The sequence below is a fragment of the Paenibacillus sp. FSL K6-1330 genome, assembly GCF_037976825.1.
GTDB lineage: Bacteria > Bacillota > Bacilli > Paenibacillales > Paenibacillaceae > Paenibacillus_AQ.
The window spans coordinates 6,289,721-6,305,192 of sequence record NZ_CP150269.1 but is presented as its reverse complement, the minus strand read 5'-3'; the positions used below and the strand labels follow the sequence as shown (position 1 = coordinate 6,305,192).

At 50.7% G+C, this 15,472-nt stretch carries 15 protein-coding genes; 9 read left to right on the top strand and 6 right to left on the bottom strand.

From position 1 onward, the window contains the following. Nucleotides 1–36 precede the first annotated feature (36 nt). The 5 genes from NYE54_RS28800 to NYE54_RS28780 all read left to right on the top strand — a co-directional run bounded on the left by NYE54_RS28800 (nucleotide 37) and on the right by NYE54_RS28780 (nucleotide 5,064). Entirely contained in the window at nucleotides 37–705 is a 669-nt protein-coding gene (locus tag NYE54_RS28800) for a succinate dehydrogenase cytochrome b558 subunit (protein ID WP_339267964.1), read from the top strand. 16 nt (nucleotides 706–721) lie between these two features. Then, a complete protein-coding gene (gene sdhA, locus NYE54_RS28795) occupies nucleotides 722–2,464 on the top strand; it encodes a succinate dehydrogenase flavoprotein subunit (protein ID WP_076324824.1) in 1,743 nt (580 codons plus the stop codon). A 19-nt stretch (nucleotides 2,465–2,483) separates the two neighbouring features. Next, nucleotides 2,484–3,248 (top strand): succinate dehydrogenase iron-sulfur subunit, encoded by a 765-nt coding sequence (sdhB, locus tag NYE54_RS28790; RefSeq protein ID WP_076324823.1) that lies wholly within the window; start codon nucleotides 2,484–2,486, stop codon nucleotides 3,246–3,248. Between the two features lie 116 nt (nucleotides 3,249–3,364). Continuing rightward, the gene (locus NYE54_RS28785) at nucleotides 3,365–4,165 is read left to right on the top strand and encodes an AAC(3) family N-acetyltransferase (protein WP_076324822.1); all 801 of its coding nucleotides are present in this window, start codon (nucleotides 3,365–3,367) and stop codon (nucleotides 4,163–4,165) included. A 212-nt stretch (nucleotides 4,166–4,377) separates the two neighbouring features. Beyond that, nucleotides 4,378–5,064: an ion channel gene (locus NYE54_RS28780; protein WP_339267961.1), complete on the top strand. Its 687-nt coding sequence runs from the start codon at nucleotides 4,378–4,380 to the stop codon at nucleotides 5,062–5,064. Nucleotides 5,065–5,135: 71 nt separating this feature from the next. On the opposite strand, the gene NYE54_RS28775 is transcribed toward NYE54_RS28780, so the two are convergent. Continuing rightward, on the bottom strand, nucleotides 5,136–6,515 hold the full coding sequence (locus tag NYE54_RS28775) for an aldehyde dehydrogenase (RefSeq protein ID WP_339267959.1): 1,380 nt from the start codon (nucleotides 6,513–6,515) through the stop codon (nucleotides 5,136–5,138). Nucleotides 6,516–6,612: 97 nt separating this feature from the next. Here NYE54_RS28775 and NYE54_RS28770 point away from each other — a divergent pair, with 97 nt between their 5' ends. After that, a complete protein-coding gene (locus NYE54_RS28770; protein ID WP_339267957.1) occupies nucleotides 6,613–7,521 on the top strand; it encodes a metallophosphoesterase in 909 nt (302 codons plus the stop codon). A 236-nt stretch (nucleotides 7,522–7,757) separates the two neighbouring features. On the opposite strand, the gene NYE54_RS28765 is transcribed toward NYE54_RS28770, so the two are convergent. Continuing rightward, complete coding sequence (locus NYE54_RS28765; RefSeq protein ID WP_339267955.1) at nucleotides 7,758–8,567, bottom strand: histidinol-phosphatase; 810 nt, start codon at nucleotides 8,565–8,567, stop codon at nucleotides 7,758–7,760. 53 nt (nucleotides 8,568–8,620) lie between these two features. Beyond that, the gene (locus tag NYE54_RS28760) at nucleotides 8,621–9,523 is read right to left on the bottom strand and encodes a LysR family transcriptional regulator (protein WP_071222421.1); all 903 of its coding nucleotides are present in this window, start codon (nucleotides 9,521–9,523) and stop codon (nucleotides 8,621–8,623) included. 418 nt (nucleotides 9,524–9,941) lie between these two features. Here NYE54_RS28760 and NYE54_RS28755 point away from each other — a divergent pair, with 418 nt between their 5' ends. Next, the gene (locus tag NYE54_RS28755; RefSeq protein WP_076324811.1) at nucleotides 9,942–10,400 is read left to right on the top strand and encodes a chemotaxis protein CheX; all 459 of its coding nucleotides are present in this window, start codon (nucleotides 9,942–9,944) and stop codon (nucleotides 10,398–10,400) included. A gap of 92 nt (nucleotides 10,401–10,492) precedes the next feature. Then, nucleotides 10,493–11,266 carry an SDR family oxidoreductase gene (locus NYE54_RS28750; protein WP_339267951.1) on the top strand — a complete coding sequence of 258 codons (774 nt, stop codon included), beginning with the start codon at nucleotides 10,493–10,495 and terminating at the stop codon, nucleotides 11,264–11,266. 11 nt (nucleotides 11,267–11,277) lie between these two features. Here NYE54_RS28750 and NYE54_RS28745 read toward each other — a convergent pair whose 3' ends face one another. Then, nucleotides 11,278–12,111: a nucleotidyltransferase domain-containing protein gene (locus NYE54_RS28745; RefSeq protein ID WP_339267949.1), complete on the bottom strand. Its 834-nt coding sequence runs from the start codon at nucleotides 12,109–12,111 to the stop codon at nucleotides 11,278–11,280. A gap of 46 nt (nucleotides 12,112–12,157) precedes the next feature. Continuing rightward, the gene (locus NYE54_RS28740; protein ID WP_339267947.1) at nucleotides 12,158–13,099 is read right to left on the bottom strand and encodes a YafY family protein; all 942 of its coding nucleotides are present in this window, start codon (nucleotides 13,097–13,099) and stop codon (nucleotides 12,158–12,160) included. A 149-nt stretch (nucleotides 13,100–13,248) separates the two neighbouring features. Here NYE54_RS28740 and NYE54_RS28735 point away from each other — a divergent pair, with 149 nt between their 5' ends. Beyond that, nucleotides 13,249–14,001 (top strand): alpha/beta hydrolase, encoded by a 753-nt coding sequence (locus tag NYE54_RS28735; RefSeq protein WP_339267945.1) that lies wholly within the window; start codon nucleotides 13,249–13,251, stop codon nucleotides 13,999–14,001. Here NYE54_RS28735 and NYE54_RS28730 read toward each other — a convergent pair. After that, the gene (locus NYE54_RS28730; protein ID WP_339267943.1) at nucleotides 13,988–15,268 is read right to left on the bottom strand and encodes an adenylosuccinate synthase; all 1,281 of its coding nucleotides are present in this window, start codon (nucleotides 15,266–15,268) and stop codon (nucleotides 13,988–13,990) included. The genes NYE54_RS28735 and NYE54_RS28730 overlap by 14 nt on opposite strands. Nucleotides 15,269–15,472: the final 204 nt, after the last annotated feature.

Sequence of the window (15,472 nt, the reverse complement as noted above, 5' to 3'; positions counted from 1 at the left end):
GAAAACGCTGCACATTGGAAAGGGGAACGTCGACTGATGAAAGGGTATTATTCCAGAAAGCTGCATTCTTTACTCGGTGTCATACCGCTTGGAGCATTTTTGCTCAGCCATATGATTTCCAACTATAAGGCTTTCGAGGGTGGAAAGGAAGGCTTTGCAAGCGCGGTCCATTTTTTGAACAGCATGCCGCTGATATTTTTCCTCGAGCTGTTCCTGATCTGGCTGCCACTGCTATATCACGGTGTCTACGGGTTATACATTGCTTACCAGGCAAATAACAACGTGGGCAATTTCAACTATGAACGGAACATCCGCTTCACCGTCCAACGGATCACCGGCGTTATTACGTTCGTTTTTGTTATCTGGCATATGTACGATACGCGTTTCCAAATCATGATCGGCAAAATCACGCATGACGATTTGGGCGCGACCATGCATGGCATCATGAACAATCCGATTCTGTTTACTCTGTACGTCATCGGCGTTGTGTCGGCAGTCTTCCACTTCACAAACGGCCTGTGGGCGTTCCTCGTTAGCTGGGGCATCACCGTCGGTCCACGCGCGCAGAAGGTATCCACTTACATCTGCATGGGCTTGTTCGTATTGATGAGCGTGCTGTTTGTTCTGGCTATGACAGCATTCCGCAGTTCCGAATTCGAGGCGGCGACAGCAATGATCGATGTAGTTAAGACAGTCTTAAGTTAAGGGGAGTGAACGAAAAATGGCATCTAATATTATTGTAGTGGGTGGCGGCCTCGCCGGGCTGATGGCAACCATCAAAGCGGCAGAAGCAGGAGCTCACGTTCATCTATTCTCACTTGTACCTGTTAAACGCTCTCACTCCGTGTGCGCGCAAGGCGGCATCAATGGAGCCGTGAATACGAAAGGTGAGGGTGACTCTCCTTGGGAGCACTTTGACGATACGGTATACGGCGGCGACTTCCTTGCGAATCAGCCTCCGGTCAAAGCGATGTGTGAAGCGGCTCCGGGCATTATCCACTTGATGGACCGCATGGGCGTTATGTTTAACCGTACGCCGGAAGGTCTGCTCGATTTCCGCCGTTTCGGCGGAACGAAGCGTCACCGGACGGCATTCGCCGGCGCAACGACCGGACAGCAACTGCTCTATGCGCTTGACGAGCAGGTTCGCCGCTGGGAAACTGCGGGTCTTGTGACCAAGTACGAGAACTGGGAGTTCCTGAATGCGATCATCGACGACGAAGGCGTATGCCGCGGTATCGCTGCCCAGGATCTGCGCTCGATGGAGATTAAGGCGTTCAAAGCTGAAGCCGTTATACTCGCAAGCGGTGGTCCTGGTATTATTTTCGGTAAAACGACCAACTCGGTGATCAACACGGGAACAGCGGCCAGTGCCGTTTATCAGCAAGGCGTGCATTATGCGAACGGCGAGTTTATCCAGATTCACCCGACAGCCATTCCAGGCGATGACAAGCTCCGCTTGATGTCGGAATCGGCACGTGGTGAAGGCGGACGGATCTGGACCTATAAAGACGGCAAGCCGTGGTATTTCCTCGAAGAGAAATACCCTGCTTACGGAAACCTGGTGCCGCGTGACATTGCTACGCGTGAAATCTTCTCCGTCTGCGTCGATATGGGACTTGGGATCAATGGCGAGAACATGGTCTACCTGGACCTCTCCCATAAAGATCCGAAAGAGCTGGACGTAAAGCTTGGCGGTATCATCGAGATCTATGAGAAATTCATGGGCGACGATCCGCGTAAAATCCCGATGAAGATCTTCCCGGCAGTCCATTATTCCATGGGCGGCATGTGGGTCGATTACAACCAAATGACGAACATTCCCGGGCTGTTTGCAGCCGGAGAATGCGAGTATCAATATCACGGTGCGAACCGTTTGGGAGCGAACTCCCTGGTCTCCGCCATTTACGGCGGTATGGTGGCCGGACCGAAAGCGATTGAATATGTCAAAGGCTTGAAGAAGTCCGCTGAGGATGTTTCCTCCACCGTATTTGACCGCGTAGCGAAAGAGCAAACGACCAAGTATGAAGGCCTGCTCAAGATGGAAGGAACCGAGAATGCTTATGTGATCCATAAAGAGCTCGGCGAATGGATGACCAACAACATGACGGTGGTTCGCTACAACGACAAGCTTGAAGCTACCATCGGCAAAATCAAGGAATTGAAGCAACGTTACCGCAATATCAATATGACGGATACCTCCCGCTGGAACAACCAGGGCGTGGCGTTCACACGCCAGCTGTGGAACATGCTGGAGCTGTCCGAGGCCATGACGCTGGGTGCGCTTCTCCGTAACGAAAGCCGGGGCGCTCACTACAAGCCGGATTTCCCTGATCGTAACGATGAAGAGTTCCTCAAGACAACCAAAGCAACCTGGACGCCTGATGGACCACAGATTTCATACGAAGAAGTGGATGTTTCCTTAATCCCACCGCGTATTCGCGACTATTCGAAAGACAAGTAAGAAGGAAGGGGGATTTACGATGTCTCAAACGGCAGCCGCCTCAAAGAGCGTTAAGTTTATCATTACACGTCAGGACAATCCGGAGACGAAATCCTATACTGAGGAATTCGAAATTCCGTACCGTCCCGGCATGAACGTCATTAGTGCGCTGATGGAAATTCAGCGCAATCCCAAAAATGCACAGGGCCAAACCACCGCACCAGTATGCTGGGACTCCAACTGCCTTGAAGAAGTGTGCGGAGCTTGCTCCATGGTCATTAACGGCAAGCCGCGCCAAGCGTGTGCGGCATTGATCGATAAGCTGGAACAGCCGATTCGGATTCAGCCGATGAAGACGTTCCCGGTTGTAAGAGACTTGGTTATCGACCGCAGTCGTATGTTCACGGCCCTCAAGCGCGTGAAGGCGTGGATTCCGATCGATGGTACCTACGACCTTGGCCCCGGACCTAAAATGGCGGAGAAGAAGCGTCAGTGGGCTTACGAGCTGTCCAAATGTATGACATGCGGTGTATGTCTTGAGGCTTGCCCGAACGTCAACGAAAAAACAGACTTTATCGGACCAGCCGCTATTTCCCAAGTTCGCTTGTTCAATGCTCACCCGACAGGTGAGATGAACAAGGAAGAGCGTCTGGAAGCGCTGATGCAGGACGGAGGCATCGAGGGCTGCGGCAACTCGCAGAACTGCGTGCGTTCTTGTCCGAAGGGCATTCCGCTGACTACGTCGATTGCGGAAATGAACAAGGACACAACCAAACATCTGTTTAAGCGCTGGCTTGGCGTTTAATCGGTTTAGCTTCAACACCAAGGCGTCTGACCGGGGCATGGCTTCGGGCAGGCGCTTTTTTTGTTGTATGATATAAAACATGTGTTTATTAGGATATTGAAATGGAGATGAGTCACTTGATCATCGAAAAACCGATTACGATAAAGGATATAAGCGATGACCTGCTCGCTCTTGGCGTACGGAAGGGAATGACCCTGCTCGTCCATTCCTCGCTCAAAAGCGTGGGCGGATGGATTGTCGGTGGTCCGGAGGCGGTTATACTGGCCCTGGAAGACGTACTGGGCGATGAAGGGACACTGGTGATGCCAACGCAGTCTGCGAACTTAACCGATCCGAAGACATGGGGAAATCCTCCGGCCGACCCAAAATGGTGGGATTTGATCCGCGAGAGTATGCCTCCCTATGACCCAGATCTGACCGTTACATCAGGGATGGGGATCATTCCGGAAGTGTTCCGTAAACAAGAAGGGGTCATCCGAAGCCGTCATCCGCATGTTTCGTTTGCAGCACGCGGCAGGGATGCAAAGGCACTTATGCAATCCCATCCGCTCGATCATAGCTTGGGCGAAGCCTCGCCGCTGGCACGCTTATATGAAGCGGGTGCTTACGTGCTTATGCTGGGTAGTGGCTATGGCAATAATACTTCCTTCCACCTTAGCGAATACCGCACGGATTGGGCTGGCAAGAAAGTGGTAACCGCCCACGCGCCAGTACGCAGGATGCAGGGAATAACAAAGTGGGAGGCATTCCAGGATATCAACTATCATTCCGACGATTTTGAAGCGATTGGAGCATCGTTTGAAGCGCAATGTCCCGATGCATATAAGCATGGTCGTGTAGGAAAGGCAGACTGTGTGTTGGCAGAACAGCGGGCGATGGTGGATCATGCTGCGCAGTGGTTGGAGAAGAACCGTTAGATCTAAAGCAGTTGGACGGCTTTCGTTCGACTCGCTGTACGTGTTTTGTCGCTATTTTTAACAAAAGATCAGGTGGAGATGAATGTAGTTTAAAGCGAGCAGGGGCCGACTACCAGCGACCTTCAGGTGCATAAATACCGTTACGAGGGTAATAAAGACGTAATGGTGCGGGCTGCCGTTTGAGGGCCACAAGCCAAAGGAGGGACTTGAAGATGTCATGGTGGATGTGGCTGCTCAATTTGACGGGCTTCCTGCTGTTGATTTATTTGTTCTACAGTATGGACAAGAAGTGGTCCAGCAGGCCTTTGCTGCTTGCTCCACTGCTCATTTATGTCCTGGTATCGGTTGAAGATTTGCTGGGGTGGATCGATCTGATGAACGTGGTGCCCGGTGAAGGCGGCATGCGCGCTCTGATCCTGCTGTTTGCATTATGCTCCGTTATTTTTTATGTGCTGTATATATTCGATAGAATTGCAGACTCCGTCAATCAGCATGTTGATATGAAAACAACCTTAGTTCGGATTAGCATGGCGGCGGGGATGTGCATTTTGTTTTTCACGATGGTGTATATGTCGATCTATAAGCTGTTCGGAGGCATTTCCTTCGAAGGCGAGAATATCGGCCAGGATTTGCTAAGCCAGTTCATTAGCTTCCTGTATTTCAGTATGGCGACGTTTGTCACGGTCGGATATGGCGATATAGCCCCAGTCGATAATACGTCCCGGCTTGTCGTGGTGATGGAGATCGCCTTCAGTTTCATTACCGTTGCGTATGCGCTGTCCATGCTGGGGACGCTGCGCCGGATCTTTAAGCCCGGCGATGACGGCTTGGAGATGGATGACAGTGAAGAGAAGTCGAAGGCCAATAAACCGCATCGGAGAAAGCATTCGTCCAGCTAAAAGAGGCGCATCTTTGACGATGCGCCTTTATTATATTTGTTCAAATGAAGTGAGCGAAGTCTTAGTTAAGACTAAGGTTTCATAAGCTTTTTCAGAATGCCGAGCCCGTTCTTGGAAGGGTAGCGGAATTTAAAATCGAACCGGTTGGTTTGCTTCAGCACGCTCTTCTTATGGGAGAAGGTGTGGAAGCTGTATTCCCCGTGGTAGGCGCCCATTCCGCTCTCACCGACACCTCCGAATGGAAGGAAGGGAGTGGCCAGATGCATCAGCGTATCGTTAACACATCCCCCGCCAAAAGAAACCGAGGAGAGTACGTAATCCTGAACGTCTTCATTCTCCGTGAACAAGTAAAGGGCGAGCGGTTTGGGGCGGTGATTAATCGCCTGGACAGCTTCGTGTACATTCTCGTAAGTCAGGATTGGGCACAGGGGGCCAAAAATCTCTTCTTCCATGACTGGCATATCCCAAGTGATATCGTCCAGCACGGTGGGCTCGATGAGCAATTTTTCCTTTGAACTGTTCCCGCCATGGCGCAGGGTTCCGTTGTCCAGAAAGCCGGACAGCCGGTCAAAATGCTTCTCCGAAACAATGCGCCCATAGTCGGGATTGGTTAGCGGGTTCTCGCCGTAGAACGAAGTGATGGCGTCTTTCAGGTGCGCGATGAACTTCTCCTTCACCTTGCTGTGTACGAGAACATAATCCGGCGCGACGCAGGTTTGGCCGGCATTTGTATATTTGCCGAATGCGATGCGTGAAGCCGCCAGGGCCAGGGGGGCATCCTCGTGGACGATACATGGGCTCTTGCCTCCAAGCTCTAGCGTCACCGGGATCAACTGCTTGGCTGCGGCTTCCATGACAATTTTGCCGACATGGGTACTGCCGGTAAAGAAGATATAATCCAGCGGCTGCTCCAGCAAGCTCGTGCTTACCTCGGGTCCTCCCTCCACCGAAGCTACATATTGCGGCTCAAACGTCTCCGTGATGATGGACGTAATGAGTCGGGATACGTTAGGTGTCATCTCGGAGGGCTTTACAATTGCGGTGTTTCCGGCGGCCAAAGCTCCGATCAGTGGAGAGATGGCCAATTGCCAAGGATAATTCCAGGGAGCAATAATCAGTGCCGTCCCGTAGGGCTCAGCGTAGACCATTCCCTTGCTGCCTACATGCGTCAGTGCGGTTTTGACACGCTGCGGCTTGGCCCAGCGCTTCAGATTCTTTATGACAAAGGAAAGCTCCTTATAGACAATCCCGATCTCAGTCGTGAAGGCCTCCTGCTCGCTTTTGTTCAAGTCTTTACGAAGGGCCTCCATGATATCGTTTTCCCTGGCAATCAGTACTTGGCGGAGCTTGGTCAGCTGCTGCAGTCGGAAATCCACTTCCTTGGTGATGTCTTTATGAAAAAAACGCCGCTGATCTGAAACTAATGCTGTGATTGAATCGTTATCAGTCATACGTAAACCCCTTTCTCTTGCTATTCCATATATATGAATAACCGTAAGGCCGTTAAAACTTGTACTCTTTTATTATTATATAGGAGGAAGTCCACCTATGAGAAATCCATCCTCGTCTACTCCCCATGGCACAGTCCAGGACGGGGCAAAGCGAGACGTCATGAAGACGAAGATGACGCGCCGCCAATTTCTGAAGATCGGTGTTTCCGCCGTGGTTGGTGTTGGCGCTGCAGGCGGGGCTTATGCGTATTTATGGGAGCCTCATCAATTGGACATTACGAGACGGACATTGGCGCTTCCTTCACTGCCTAAGGCTTTTGATGGGATGAAGGTCGTTCAGTTTAGCGACTTGCATCTGGGCTTTCACACCGGGGCAAAAGACGTGGCCCGTGTGGTACAAGCGATTCAAAATGAGAAACCGGACATGATCTGTTTCACAGGGGATATGGTGGACGGTAACACAGAGGATATGAGGGCCGCCATTCAACCGTTCACCGAGCTGAAGGCCCCTCTCGGCTTATTTTCTATATTGGGTAACCATGATTACAAAGATGTGGAGACACTGATTTCTATGGAGGAAGAGGCCGGATTTCAGGTGCTGCGGAACACCGCCGTGAAGCTAAGGCGGGATGGTGCTGTCATTGCAGTGGCAGGTTTGGACGATGCATTCTGGGGCCAGCCGGATCCGGCAGCAGTCATTCAAGATTTACCTGACGGAATGTTCAAGCTGCTGCTGATGCACGAGCCGGATTATGCTGACACAACTGCAGCCCATTCATTCCATCTCCAGCTGTCGGGACACAGCCATGGGGGCCAGATCCGCTTGCCCTGGATGGGAGAGGTGATGACGCCGCCCGGGGCAAAGCGTTATGTGCAAGGCCTATATACCATCGGTTCACATGGAATGCTGCTCTATGTAAATAGGGGAATCGGCACGACGCAGCTGCCTTTTCGTTTCTTGTGCAAACCGGAGCTTACCGTGCTCACTTTGCGCTCAATGGCATGAAGGGAATGAAATCTGTGATCTGAACATGTCAAGAGGAAAGGTTCACTTGGAATTTGTTACACAAATGAAATATACCTGTTATCAAACTCTAACAGCCGCGGGTTAAACTTATCACATGACCCCCTTTTGAGAATATATATTATGTTTTGGACCCGGTAACGGGTCCACTTTTTTTTTTGCCTATTTTGCTGTGCTGCCTATGTAAATGCAAAAAAACAGAAGGAGGGTGTACCCCTTTAAAGAGGTACGGTCACCTTCTGTTTTTGTTCGAAATATACCCATTCCGTGTATCCGATTTCTTTGAGCACTTTGGCCACTTCGTCAAATTCATCTCCGACCCGTGACGGTTTGTGGGCGTCGGAGCCGAAGGTGACGTCAACGCCGTGATGGTGCGCGACCTCCAAGATGGCGCTCGATGGATACCAGCCGCCGCACAGCTTGGTTTTGCCGGAAGTGTTGATCTCGATCGCCAGGCCTGATTCCGCGATGACTTTCAACGTTTCCTCGATCGCTTCGTCGGCCTTGATTTCGGAGAACAGCGGATAATTGCCCTTCATGGCATCCATATGGGCGATGATCTGGAATATGCCGCTTCGTGCGGATTGGCGGATCAGATTGAAGTATTCCTCTTTATCGGCAACCTGCTGCTGCTGCGTCAGGTTCTTCCAGCGGTTTTTATTGAAGATGCTGACATCCCTGACGTGATGGATGGAGCCGATGATGTAGTCAAAAGGGTAGGCATTTAATGCCTGCTGATAAACTTTAGCATGATTCGGAAAATAATCGGATTCAATGCCCAGCAGGACTTTGATTTTACCTTCATATTCCCGCTTTAAGTCCAGAACTTCTTGTACGTACTCCGCAAAGTCCCTTTTTGCCATGGAGATGGCTGGAAAGGGCTGCTCTTCCGGGCTCCCGAAGTATGGAGTGTGGTCCGAGATTCCAATCACCTGTAAATCTGCCGCAATCGCAGCCTCGATATAATCTCTAATGTTGCCGTCTGCGTGGCCGCAGCGGAAATGATGGGTGTGCAGATCAAATTTCATGTTGACCTCCTTCATATCGCTTGATTGGTTATTATTCTAGGTTTGATGTGGCGTTATTCGCTGCTGATGAACTGTGTCTCGGGCATGCCCTTCAGATCACTGAGGAATTGACGCATAGCGGAGCTGACGTATCGTCCGCTCTTATAGATTACGCCGACAGGGTGGCTAACTTCAAGCTCGCTCAGGGGAACAATCTGCAGGGTGCCGTTGCGCAGCTCCGTCGCGACGGACTGCTTCGATATAATGGCTGCGCCCAAATTGATCTCGACCATCCGTTTAATTTCTTCACTGCTTGACAGTTCCATGACAACCTGCGGCTCAATGCCGTGCTTCTTCATTACGTCATCTGCGAAGCGGCGGCCGACGGTGTCACGTGTTAGCAGAATAAGGGGGGTTCCACCCAGCACATCCATGCTTGCCGTGGAGAGTTTGGCTAGCGGATGCTGAGGGGATACGACAAGCTCAAAGGTATCGTAGTACAGAATGGATGTGCTCAAGTTGGGATTGCGCTCGATCAGATAACCGATCCCGATGTCGATGAGCCCGTTCTCTACGCTGTGATAGATTTGTGATGAGGCCATGGATTGAATGGTTGTTTTAATATGAGGGAATTGATCCTGGAAGTAGGAAAGTACCCGTGGCAGGATCTGAATCGCTATGGAAGTGGTTGTACCCAGCTGAATATGACCCTGGGGAGTTTGATCAAGGTCGGATAGCCGCTGCTTCAGCTCATCCACGATCCCGAGGATCTGTTCGGCATGGTCCACGAAGACCTGCCCCCGGTCGGTTAACGTCACGGGCTGACTCCGGTCCACCAGCACCGTTTTAAATTCTTCTTCCAGGCTCTTGATCTGGGCGGATACCGCCGGTTGTGTCAGATTAAGAAGCTCTCCCGCTTTGCGAAAGCTCATCGTTTTGGAGATGGTAATAAGCGTTTCCAATTGGCTGATGTTCATAGCCTTCCTCCTTACTTGATATATTCTTCCGCTCATCTATCGCGTGCAATCTGTATTATTTAAATTATAGGTTATTCTTCCCGGTGGAGCAATGAAGGGAGCAAACCTGGTGGTTTTCGGCCGAAAAAATGAAAAACATTTTAATTTCCATTTAATTATTATTAAAAGATGGGGAAACCTTCCGATAATAGTAAAGTAGACATAGAACAAAGGTGAGACCAAAGGCCCGTTTAAGCGAAAGGAATATCTTCGTACTAAAGCGTTTCAAGCGATAGCTGACATGGCAAGACAGTTGTTGGAATGAGGACTGTCGCTATTTTGTGATGATTTATTACAAGGTATCCATTATAATGTTTAAATATATAGGTGGGACTTTGGGACCCTGACCAACAACCCAGTGAAAGGGGCGTAATGAGGAATGAAAGCGGAAGTCATCAATCCTTTTTTAGAGTCCGCACGACACGTGATCGAACAAGTCATACAGGTTTCACCTTCCACGGGGAATCTTGGGGTCAAAGAGATCGGATATTTGGAGAATCATATCTGGATCCAAATCGGCATGACAGGCCAAATGAACGGTGACATTGTATTTGGAATTCAGGAGCAGGTAGCCCTGCAGATGGTATCGGTGATGATGGGCGGCTATGTCATTACCGAGATGGATGAGATGGGACAAAGCGCGATTTCGGAGCTCGGCAACATGATCAGCGGCAATGCCAGCACCATTTTATCGAACCAGGGCGTCAGCGTGGATATTACGCCTCCCAAAGTAATGAGGTCGGATAGCACATCCACTCTTATTCAGAAGAAGGCGCTTTGTATTCCGCTGAGAATGGAAGGAATCGGAGAGCTGGATATTCAAGTCATGATTTCATAAAATAGGAGTAACGAACCCAATGGCCGTGTATGTAAGGCTCTTTAATGATAAGGAATCAAGAGCTGTGCCGGCGAAGAAAGGGATATGAAATCATGCTGAAAAATAAAGTTATCGTCGTTACGGGAGCATCCAGCGGAATCGGCGCCTTGATCGCGGAGAAGCTTTCTGCGGAAGGAGCATACGTGGTTCTGTGCGCCCGTTCGGCAGAACGTCTGCAGGAGGTGGGTGCGCGAATACCAGGCCCCCACGAGCTTGCAACCATGGATGTTCAGAGCCCCGAGCAGGTGCAGTCTGTCATGGAAGGCCTTCTTAGCCGCCATGGCAGAATCGACGTGCTGATTAACAATGCCGGCTACGGCAAGTTCGAAGCTGTTATGGACATGCGTCAAGAAGAGTTTCAGGACATGATGGACGTCAATTATATGGGCATCGTGCGCTGTACGCAAGCCGTGCTGCCAGGGATGCTGAAGCGGGCTGACGGCCAAATCGTCAACATTGCGTCCATGGCCGGAAAAATCGGAACGGCCAAATCCACCGCCTATTCGGCCACCAAGCATGCCGTGCTTGGGTTTAGCAATTCACTCCGGCAGGAGCTGCGGAACACGGGCATAACCGTATCTACTGTAAACCCTGGCCCCATTGATACCCCGTTCTTTTCCTTGGCAGATCCGACAGGCGGTTATGTCAATAATGTGAGCTGGTTCATGATGAAGGCCGAGTATGTTGCGGAACAGGTCGTGAAGCTGGTGAAAAAACGCAAGGAAGAACTCAATCTTCCGAGGCTGGCCTCACTGGGCATAAGGCTGTACCAGCTGTTTCCAAGGTTTGCAGACCGCGTGTCTTACAAATGGATGAATAAGAAATAACGGCTGCGGCGCTACAACGCTTCGGTTTCGGCAACAAGCTCCTGAAGCAGTGCAGTGGCTTGTTTTGTTTTTTCTGTATCTGAGGAGAGCAGTGTGATTACCTGATCCAAGCGTTGCTTGTAATTGGCCGGCTTGATGGGAAAGGTTTCGATCATGGCTACCGCACGCTTCTCATTGATGCAGTACAACTCATTTTTGGCAAACAGCACTTGATTCAAGCACGAAATGCAGCGGAAGCAGTGACCGGTAACATAAGTGATATCATCGCTGGCAGCTGTTTTATCCGCAAACATCAAGGAGAAGGAGGCTTCGAAGGTAAAGAAGCCGACCATCGCATCCTTTAATGTTTTTGGATAAGGAATCGTTTTGGCTTTCAAGGTCTGTATTCGGTTATCCGAATCCGACAGTATACGACAAATCGCAAGTTCCCCCATATACATCACATTCAGATAGGCATGCGGATGTCCGGTTTGGTAATGGGCTGACACCAAGCCTGCGGAACAGTCGTCGATGATGCCGGACACGCGGTGTACATCACGGAATAAGAAATCCACATGATAACCCTCGATCACTAACCATCCGCCACCGTTAACCCAGGCACCCCATTCGCCTAATGAAGTGATAATCCCATCCCGATGCTCGTCATCTAATTTCTGCGCCACCCTAGCGATGTTCTCCACCTTAAATCCTTGTGATTCATCGTAATAAATGCCGATATCGATATCGGAATCCGGTTTGGCGGTTCCTTTGGCTCTGGATCCCCCGAGTACGACCCCTATAACGCCGGGCACCTCCCGAAGTTCTTCTGTTATCCGCTGGATTAAACGATCAACTTGTGAAGTCATGTACCTTCTCCTCCTTTATATGTTTTATACGGAATCGATTTTACCCTTATGTATACCTTAGCCTCATGGCTTCAATTTTCTCCCGGGTCCATTGAACCGCTTCGGCAGGCGAGATGATGGTTGCTTCCTCTCCGAGACGCCACACATAGTCCGAATAGAAGATGACGTCGGTCGCTGGTATTTCAAGCTGAGCGACTCCGCTGCCATCTTTGTTCTTATCGATGTGGGGACCGAGGCGAGTATCCGTTTCAAGCAGCCAAACCCCTTTAGATGTTAATTGTACCTCAAACGGCTTCATTTCCCCATTCCCGGTTTCCGGTATGTTACGCAGCGTTTGGTTAGCGATATCTTCACGGATCGCGATGGACGCATTGGGACTGGCCGCAATGATCCGGTCGACTCTGAACTGTCTGATATCCTCTTGAGTGAAACAGTAGGCAGGACAATACCAGTAGCCCGAGCTTGCATACAAACCGATAGGCTGAATATGCCGCTGGCTGCTTCCGGCGGATGAACGATAGGAGATGGTGACCGCTTGCCGAACCATGACGGCTTCCATTAGCGTTTGTAAAATCTCGGTGGACATCGCACGGAATGGACTGTGAATCATAACGCGATCCTTAAGACGGTCGATCTGCTCTTTGATATCTGCCGGCAAATAATGATAGAACTTGTGGAGTGCCGTGGCGGCTCCGTCACCGAATGGCAGGGTGCTGAAATAGCTTAAGGATTGGCAGGCAAAAAAGATGGCGATCGCTTCGCTTTCCGTGAAACTGATCGGCGGCAGCATCCGCTCCTGCAGCAGTCTGTAGCCGCCGCCTCGACCTTGCACAGAGTAGATGGGAACGCCGAGCCCGCTCAGCTCATCCAAATCTCTTGAAAGGGTCCTGACGGAGAGACCGAATTCATCGGCCAGTTCTTTTACGGTAAACGATTTTTTTGCATTGATCATCATCATTAATTGAATCAGGCGCTGGGATTTCTGCATAGAACTACCTCCGTCTCATATCATTTTTATTTTATCTTATTCTCTAAATAAGACAATATTTGTCTTATTTAAGGGATATGATGTTCTCAAGCAGCAAGGGTTCACGATGAATCCTTGGGACAGGGTCCACCATGGGAGGAGAATATAGGATGAAACAAGACAAGTTTAAAGAAGAGCTGGGATTTGTTTTTATTCATGGAGCAGGATTGAACGGAGGAGTATGGGATTTCGTTGTGGAAGGGCTGGGTCATCCGTGTTTGAAAGTGGATTATCCATTGCGGGATGGGGCAGAGATATCCGGACATCATTTGGCGCTGGAGGATTACGTAAACCATATGGCGGAGCAGGTGAGAACGTGGGGGACGAACAAGTTTGTCATTGTTGCGCATTCCTTGGGCGGGGTTTTGGCTATCGAACTGGCATCCCGGTTCACCGGCCGTGTTGCCGGGTTTGTTGCCATCGGTGCGGCCATTCCTAAGCGCGGCGGTTCGTTTGTTTCGGCGCTTCCGTTTCCCCTCAGGGTCATCATGCCGCTCATTCTAAAAATGGCTGGCACGAAACCGCCCGGATCCGCAATCCGTACTGGGCTGTGCAGTGATCTGCCGGAGGAAGTGGCCTCCCGAATCGTAGCGGAGTTTGTTCCGGAAGCTCGCAGAGTCTATACGGATCGCGTTCAAGCGTCCATTCCCGATGTGCCAAAGCTTTATGTGAAATTCACCCAAGACAAAGAGTTCGGATTATCCATGCAGGAAAGCATGATAGCCAATCTGTCTGCGGATGGGGTGGAAAGCCTCAGCACCGGCCATTTGCCAATGCTGAGCGATCCCCGTGGAGTCCGGCGGGTTCTGGAAGGCTTCGTAAATCAAGTGAAAGAAAGCCGTCACCCGGTTATCTCATCATAATCTGATCCCGTCTCGGGCCGACGGAGATCGTCTTGATGGGAGCGCCAATGGATGATTCAATGAACTGAACATATTGCTGCGCGGCTTCCGGGAGCTCGTCATAGGATCGGATATGCGACAGGTCGCATTTCCAGCCCTTCAGCGTTCTCAGAACAGGCTTCGCAGACTGCAAATCGGCCGTAACCGGAAAATGGTCAATGATGCTTCCATCCTCTAACTCGTAACCAACGCATACGGGGATGTCATCCAGATACCCCAGGACATCAAGGTTGGTGAGAACGGCTTCGGTAGCTCCCTGCACCATACAGCCGTATCGAGTGGCTACCGTATCAAACCATCCCATTCGTCTTGGCCGCCCGGTCGTTGCACCGTATTCACCTGCGTCCCCGCCGCGGCGGCGGAGCTCATCCGCTTCATCCCCGTGCAGTTCGGTCACGAAGGGGCCAGCGCCGACACAGCTTGAATAAGCCTTAACAACGGCGATGACTTGGCTGATGGCGTACGGGGGCAGTCCTGCCCCGACCGGTGCATAGCCTGCCAGCGTGGAGGAGGAGGTCGAGAACGGGTAGATCCCGTGATCCGGGTCGCGCAGTGCTCCTAATTGGCCCTCAACCAAGATGGGATCGCCTTTTATATAGGCCTGCTGCAGCAGCGTGGTCGTGTCCTCGATATACGAAGACAGGAACTGAAAGGGCTCCAGCAGTTGCGTGACCATCTCATCAACGCTTAGCGGGTCTCTCCCGTACAGATGCTGCAGCTGCACGTTCTTGATGGCGAGCATCTGCTCGAGCCGCTCACGAAGTCGCTCGGGGTGGAACAGATCAGCCACCTGGATGCCAAGCTTGGCATATTTATCCGCATAGAATGGCGCGATCCCGCGTTTCGTAGAACCGAATCCCCGGGCACCTAGCCGCTCTTCTTCCAGTTCATCCAGCAGCCGATGAATAGGAAGCACGACTTGGGCGCGCTCCGATATAAACAGCTTGGGGGCGGGAACGTTCCTTGCTTCCAGCTCCTGCAGCTCTTTGATCAATACCTCCATATCCAAAGCCGTTCCCGGACCGATGATATTCGTTACGTTGGGATAGAATACACCCGACGGCAGCATATGCAGTGAAAACTTCCCATAATCGTTAATAATGGTGTGCCCTGCATTGCTCCCTCCCTGAAATCGAACGACATACGACGATTGCGCCGCAAGAACATCCGTCATTTTTCCTTTGCCTTCATCTCCCCAATTGGCTCCTACAATGGCTGTGACTGTCAAAACGTGTTCGCCTCCTACGGTCTTTTTCTTTTACAGGGCTCATTATATGAGTTGTAGCATTATAAATAAAATTGATATTAGTAATAGTAGACATTAGATTAATTTATGTTATACGATTCTGTAGAGAAGAATACGGGTAACGGATGAATTTTTTAGCTATATCTTTCAATACAGGTTCCCGTTATCATTTGATAAAATCGAGGT